At 74.4% G+C, this 4755-nt stretch carries 5 protein-coding genes; 4 read left to right on the top strand and 1 reads right to left on the bottom strand.

The genetic code is table 11. The annotated features are described in order from the left end of the window. Nucleotides 1-584: 584 nt before the first annotated feature. Entirely contained in the window at nucleotides 585-1385 is an 801-nt protein-coding gene (locus C1A33_RS20435) for an SDR family NAD(P)-dependent oxidoreductase (protein ID WP_165818491.1), read from the top strand. A gap of 80 nt (nucleotides 1386-1465) precedes the next feature. Here C1A33_RS20435 and C1A33_RS20430 read toward each other — a convergent pair whose 3' ends face one another. Continuing rightward, entirely contained in the window at nucleotides 1466-2026 is a 561-nt protein-coding gene (locus C1A33_RS20430) for a hypothetical protein (protein ID WP_243407758.1), read from the bottom strand. Between the two features lie 92 nt (nucleotides 2027-2118). On the opposite strand from C1A33_RS20430, the gene C1A33_RS20425 reads away from it, so the two are divergent. From C1A33_RS20425 to C1A33_RS20415, 3 genes are all read left to right on the top strand, one after another. Continuing rightward, nucleotides 2119-2802, top strand: coding sequence for a response regulator transcription factor (locus tag C1A33_RS20425; protein ID WP_101833041.1), 684 nt, complete (start codon nucleotides 2119-2121; stop codon nucleotides 2800-2802). Further along, the gene (locus C1A33_RS20420; protein WP_101833040.1) at nucleotides 2799-4196 is read left to right on the top strand and encodes a sensor histidine kinase; all 1398 of its coding nucleotides are present in this window, start codon (nucleotides 2799-2801) and stop codon (nucleotides 4194-4196) included. The genes C1A33_RS20425 and C1A33_RS20420 overlap by 4 nt, the downstream gene beginning before the upstream one ends. 128 nt (nucleotides 4197-4324) lie before the next feature. Beyond that, nucleotides 4325-4747, top strand: coding sequence for a cellulose binding domain-containing protein (locus tag C1A33_RS20415; RefSeq protein ID WP_101833039.1), 423 nt, complete (start codon nucleotides 4325-4327; stop codon nucleotides 4745-4747). The last annotated feature ends 8 nt before the right edge of the window (nucleotides 4748-4755 follow it).

Raw genomic sequence — 4755 nt, 5'->3', positions numbered from 1 at the left:
CTGTGAAACAGGAACCGGGCACGGCCACGGCCGGTCAGACCCGGGGTGCCCCACCGAAAGGTGAGGCGGCATGAACGCCAGCTATCTGGCGCCCTCACGCAACGGTTCAGCCGCACCGGGCCGGTGATCGACCGTCCCGTGGCGAGGATGATCGACTGGATGCCGCCCATGAGGCTGATGGCCAGCCGCGTCGGCGAGGCCGCGGAAGGCGCCGCGGCCGTTTCCCGATCCATCGGATTCAGGTCTGGCAGATTCCAGATCGGCAGCAGGCGCGCGGGTATCCCGCATCCTTCCCCCCGTTACGCGACCGGCGGTATCGGGCGCGCGGGCCGGGATCGGGATCCTCGTCGCCGCGGCCCGAGCTGCTGGTCGGTGACGCCAGGACCTTGGCGGGAACCGCCACGCGGTTCCGCGAGCGACGACAGACGAGCGTCAAACACGGAATCCTCTATTCAACTCAATCCGACCGGTCGCTCACAACAGCGCCTCGCCCCTGCTCACCCACGATGTTGACTGTCGACGCGGGCGACACGAGGGTGACGGGAGGGCAGCGTGACGGCGGAAGCATCGGGAAAGGAGCGCACATGGCTGACGGTCGACTGGCCGGCAAGGTCGTGATCGTGACGGGGGCGGGTACGCAGGGATCCGGTGACGCGGTCGGCAACGGTCAGGCCGCCGCGATCACCTTCGCCCGCGAGGGCGCCGCGGTGCTGTGCGTCGACCTGTTCCCGGAGCGTGCGACCGCGGCCAGCGACCGGATCGACGCCGAGGGCGGGCAGGCGGCCGCGTTCGCCGGCGACGTCAGCGATCCCGCCGTCGCCGGCGCGATGGTCGACGCGGCGGTCACCCGCTGGGGCGGTCTGCACGGCCTGGTCAACAACGTGGGCATCTCCGTGCGGACGAGCCTGGACGAGCTCGACCTGGAGGCGTGGAACCGCAGTCTGTCGGTCAACGTGACCGCGGCGATGCTGTGCGCCCGCGCCGCGGCGATGGCCATGCGCTCGACCGGCGCCGGCGGGTCGATCGTCAACGTCGGCTCGATCGCCTCGCTGCGCTGGACCGCCCCCACGGGAATGGCGTACACGACCTCGAAGTCGGCGCTCGACGGGCTCACCCTGTCGCTCGCCGGCCAGCTCGGTCCCGACCGCATCCGGGTCAACCAGGTCACCATCGGCCAGGTGTGGTCGCCGCATGTCGCCCTCGCGATTCCCGACGTCAGCGTCGAGGAGCTGCGGGAGCGGCGCCGCGCGGGCGGACTGCTGCCCGACGAGGGCACCCCGTGGGACATCGCGAACGCGGAGCTGTTCCTGCTCAGCGACGACTCGACGTGGATCACCGCGCAGACCCTCGTGGTCGACGCCGGCGTCACCACCACGATGCGCTGATCGACCGCGATGCGGTGACAGCAGCGCGGCGACAGCAGCGCGGCGACAGCAGCGCGGCGACAGCAGCGCGGCGACGGCGGTCAGGTCGTCTGCACGGACGGCGGGTGGCCGTTCCAGGTGACGAAGCACGAGGAGGCGGCGCCCTCGCGGCTGAAGTCAACGCGCAGCCAGCCCGTCGCCTGCCAGGCCTGCACCTGCCAGCCGGGTTCGGGCGTCGCCGACACCAGCCGCGCCGACGTCTGCGTCATCTCGAGCACGACGCGACCGCCGGTGAGCTGGTAGGCCTGCACGGTCGCGGTGCTGGAGGGCGACGCGACCGCCGGGGCAACGGCGGCGGGCGGCGGCCGTGGGGCCGGGGTGGCGAGGTCGGGGGCTGTCGTGGCGCCGAGTGGCGTCGGTGAAGGCGTCGGTGAAGGCGTCGGTGAAGGCGTCGGTGAAGGCGTCGGTGAGCCGGAGGGCGGCTGGGGCCGGCCGCTCGCCGCGCCCGGTGACGGCGCTGCCGGGGCGATCGGGATGGCCTGCGGGGCGTCGGCGCGGGCGTCGGCGAACAGGGCGGTGCGCACCCCGAACCACGACACCGTCATGGCCAGCAGGGTGGCCGCCGCCCAGGCGCCGAGGCGGATCAGCAACCGGCTCATCATCTTGGTGCCATACTGCCGTAGTTCACGCGCTATACGGCATTTGGCCGAGTCTCCCGCATTTCGACAGTTCGGGCTGCGTACGGTTACCGGCTATGGCGACTGTTCTCGTGGTCGAGGACGACCCGGCCGTGCGGGCCGCGCTGGTGCGGCACCTGTCGGCCGCGGGGCATGCCGTGCGCAGCGTCGGCGCCGCGCTGGACGCGGTGCGGGAGGTCACCCAGGTCGGCTGCGACCTGGTCGTGCTCGACCTCGGCCTGCCCGACCTCGACGGCGCGTCGGTGCTGCGGATGCTGCGCGGGGTGAGCGACGTCCCGGTGGTCGTGGCGACCGCGCGCGACGACGACGCCGGCATCGTCCGCCTGCTGCACAGCGGCGCCGACGACTACCTGGTCAAGCCGTTCTCGCCGGAGCATCTCAACGCCCGTGTCACGGCGGTGCTGCGCCGGTCGAACCGAACGGGCGCCGATCCGGCCCTGCGCGTCGGCGATCTGGTCGTCGATCCCCGGCGGCGCACCGCGACGATGGCCGGCCGGGAGCTCGACCTGACCCGCCGCGAGTTCGACCTGCTCGCCTTCCTGGCCGCCCGGCCGGGCGCCGTCGTGCCACGGCGCGAGCTGCTGACCGCGGTGTGGCAGCAGTCCTACGGCGGCGACCAGACGATCGACGTCCACCTGTCCTGGCTGCGCCGCAAGCTCGGGGAGACCGCGGCCCGGCCGCGCTACCTGCACACCGTGCGCGGCGTCGGCGTCCGCCTCGAGGCACCGGACCCGCTGTGAGATGGGCGCTGGCGCGGGTCGCGGTGGCGGTCACGACCATGGTGGCGCTGGCGTTCCTCGTCCCGCTCGGGCTGCTCGTCCAGCACAGCGCGCATGACCGGGCCTTCACCCGCGCCGAGCGGCAGGCCGCGCAGCTCGGACCGGCGCTCGCGATCACCACCGACCAGGACGCCCTGCGCCGCGCGGTGGCGAGCACGGCCGACGGCGCCGCCGGCCGCGTCGCCGTCCACGTCCCCGCCCGGTCCACCGCCGGGACCGCTGCCGGGCTGACGACGGTGGGGCGCTCGCGGATCGGCACCGCCGCGCTGCGGGCCGTGGCGGCCGGTGGGCGGCTGTCGGTCGTCGAGGTGGCCGGCGGTTTCGCGGTGCTGCAGCCGGTGGCGGTGGACGACGCGCGGATCGCGGTCGTCGAGGTGTTCGTGCCGGCCGGGTCAGTCGACCACGGCGTCGCCACCGCCTGGCTGGTGCTGCTGGCGGTCGCGGCGGTGCTGGTGGCGATGTCGGTGTCCGCCGCCGACCGGCTCGGCACCCGCATCGTCAGCTCGGCCCGCTCGCTCGCCGACGCCGCCCGCGAGCTGGGCGCCGGCGACCTGGCCGCCCGCGCTGCCGACGACGACCCGGGGGCGCCGCCGGAGCTGCGGGCCGCCGCCGCCGCGTTCAACACGATGGCGCGCCGCGTCCAGCTGCTCGTCGCCGCCGAGCGGGAACTCGCCGCCGACCTGTCGCACCGGCTGCGCACGCCGCTGACAGTGCTCCGGCTCAACATCGCCGGCCTGGACGACGGCGAGGCCGCCGCGCAGACCCGCGAGGCGGTGGCCCGCCTGGAGCACGAGGTCGACCAGATCATCCGCACCGCCCGCAGCCGAGCCGAGGACGAGCCCGAGCCGCACCGCTGCGACGCCGCCGAGGTCGTCCGCGACCGCGCCGAGTTCTGGGCGGCCCTCGCCGACGACCAGGGCCGTCCCTGGTGGCTCGACGGCGTCGAGCGACCCGCCTGGGTGCCGGTGGCCCGCGCCGAGCTCGCCGCCGCGCTCGACGCGCTGCTGGGCAACATCTACCGGCACACCGAGGAGGGCGTCGCCTACGCGGTCGAGCTGCACGCGACCGCCACCGCAGTGACGGTCAGGATCGCCGACGCCGGCCCAGGGATCCCCGATCCGGACGCGGCCCTGCGGCGCGGCGCTGGTGCGGGCGGCACCGGCTCGACCGGTCTCGGGCTGGACATCGCCCGCCGGGTGGCGGCGTCGACCGGCGGCGAGCTCACCGTCGGCGTCAGCGTGCTCGGTGGGGCCGGCCTCGACCTGCGCCTGCGCGTCACGGCACCGGCCCTGTCCCGGCCTCGACCCAGGCGGCTCCGGCGACTCGGTCCTCGGCGATCCCTAACTGCACCTTAAATACGTTTCTGCTCTACCTCAGCAACGGTTCCGGTGATCGTCACGCGGGCTAGCGTCCGCCTTCACCGGCCCACCCACGGCCGGCCCGATCACACCCCGCCCGATCACACCCCGGAGGTAGACCAGCGATGTCCTCCCCGCGCGGACGGCACCGGCGCCGCCGCCAGCTCGTCCTCGGCACCGCCGGGACGCTCGTCGTCGCCGGCGGCCTCAGCCTCGCGATCGTCCCCGCCCTGTCCGGGACGGCGAGCGCCGCCGAGGTGAGCGCCGCGTACTCCCGCACCGGCGACTGGGGCACCGGCTACTCGGCGCAGTACCGGGTGACCAACCGCACCACCGCCGCCGACGGCTATGCCCTCAGCTTCGACCTCCCCTCCGGCGCCCGCGTCACCTCGCTGTGGAACGCCGCGTACAAGGTCGACGGGCAGCACGTGGCGGTCACCCCGCCGGCCTGGCAGAAGACCCTCGATCCCGGCAAGTCCGTCGACATCGGCTTCGTGGTGGCCGTGCGCGGCGTCGGCGTCCGCCTCGAGGCACCGGACCCGCTGTGAGATGGGCG

Origin of the sequence: Frankia canadensis (assembly GCF_900197875.1) — a bacterium.
Classification (GTDB): domain Bacteria; phylum Actinomycetota; class Actinomycetes; order Frankiales; family Frankiaceae; genus Frankia; species Frankia canadensis.
The sequence above is the reverse complement of the archived record's forward strand: the minus strand, read 5'-3'. Positions and strand labels throughout refer to the sequence as shown.

Coding starts and splice junctions, on each gene's coding strand:
- C1A33_RS20435 (WP_165818491.1), top strand. CDS start 585: ATGGCTGACGGTCGACTGGCCGGCAAGGTCGTGATCGTGACGGGGGCG.
- C1A33_RS20430 (WP_243407758.1), bottom strand. CDS start 2,026: ATGATGAGCCGGTTGCTGATCCGCCTCGGCGCCTGGGCGGCGGCCACC.
- C1A33_RS20425 (WP_101833041.1), top strand. CDS start 2,119: ATGGCGACTGTTCTCGTGGTCGAGGACGACCCGGCCGTGCGGGCCGCG.
- C1A33_RS20415 (WP_101833039.1), top strand. CDS start 4,325: ATGTCCTCCCCGCGCGGACGGCACCGGCGCCGCCGCCAGCTCGTCCTC.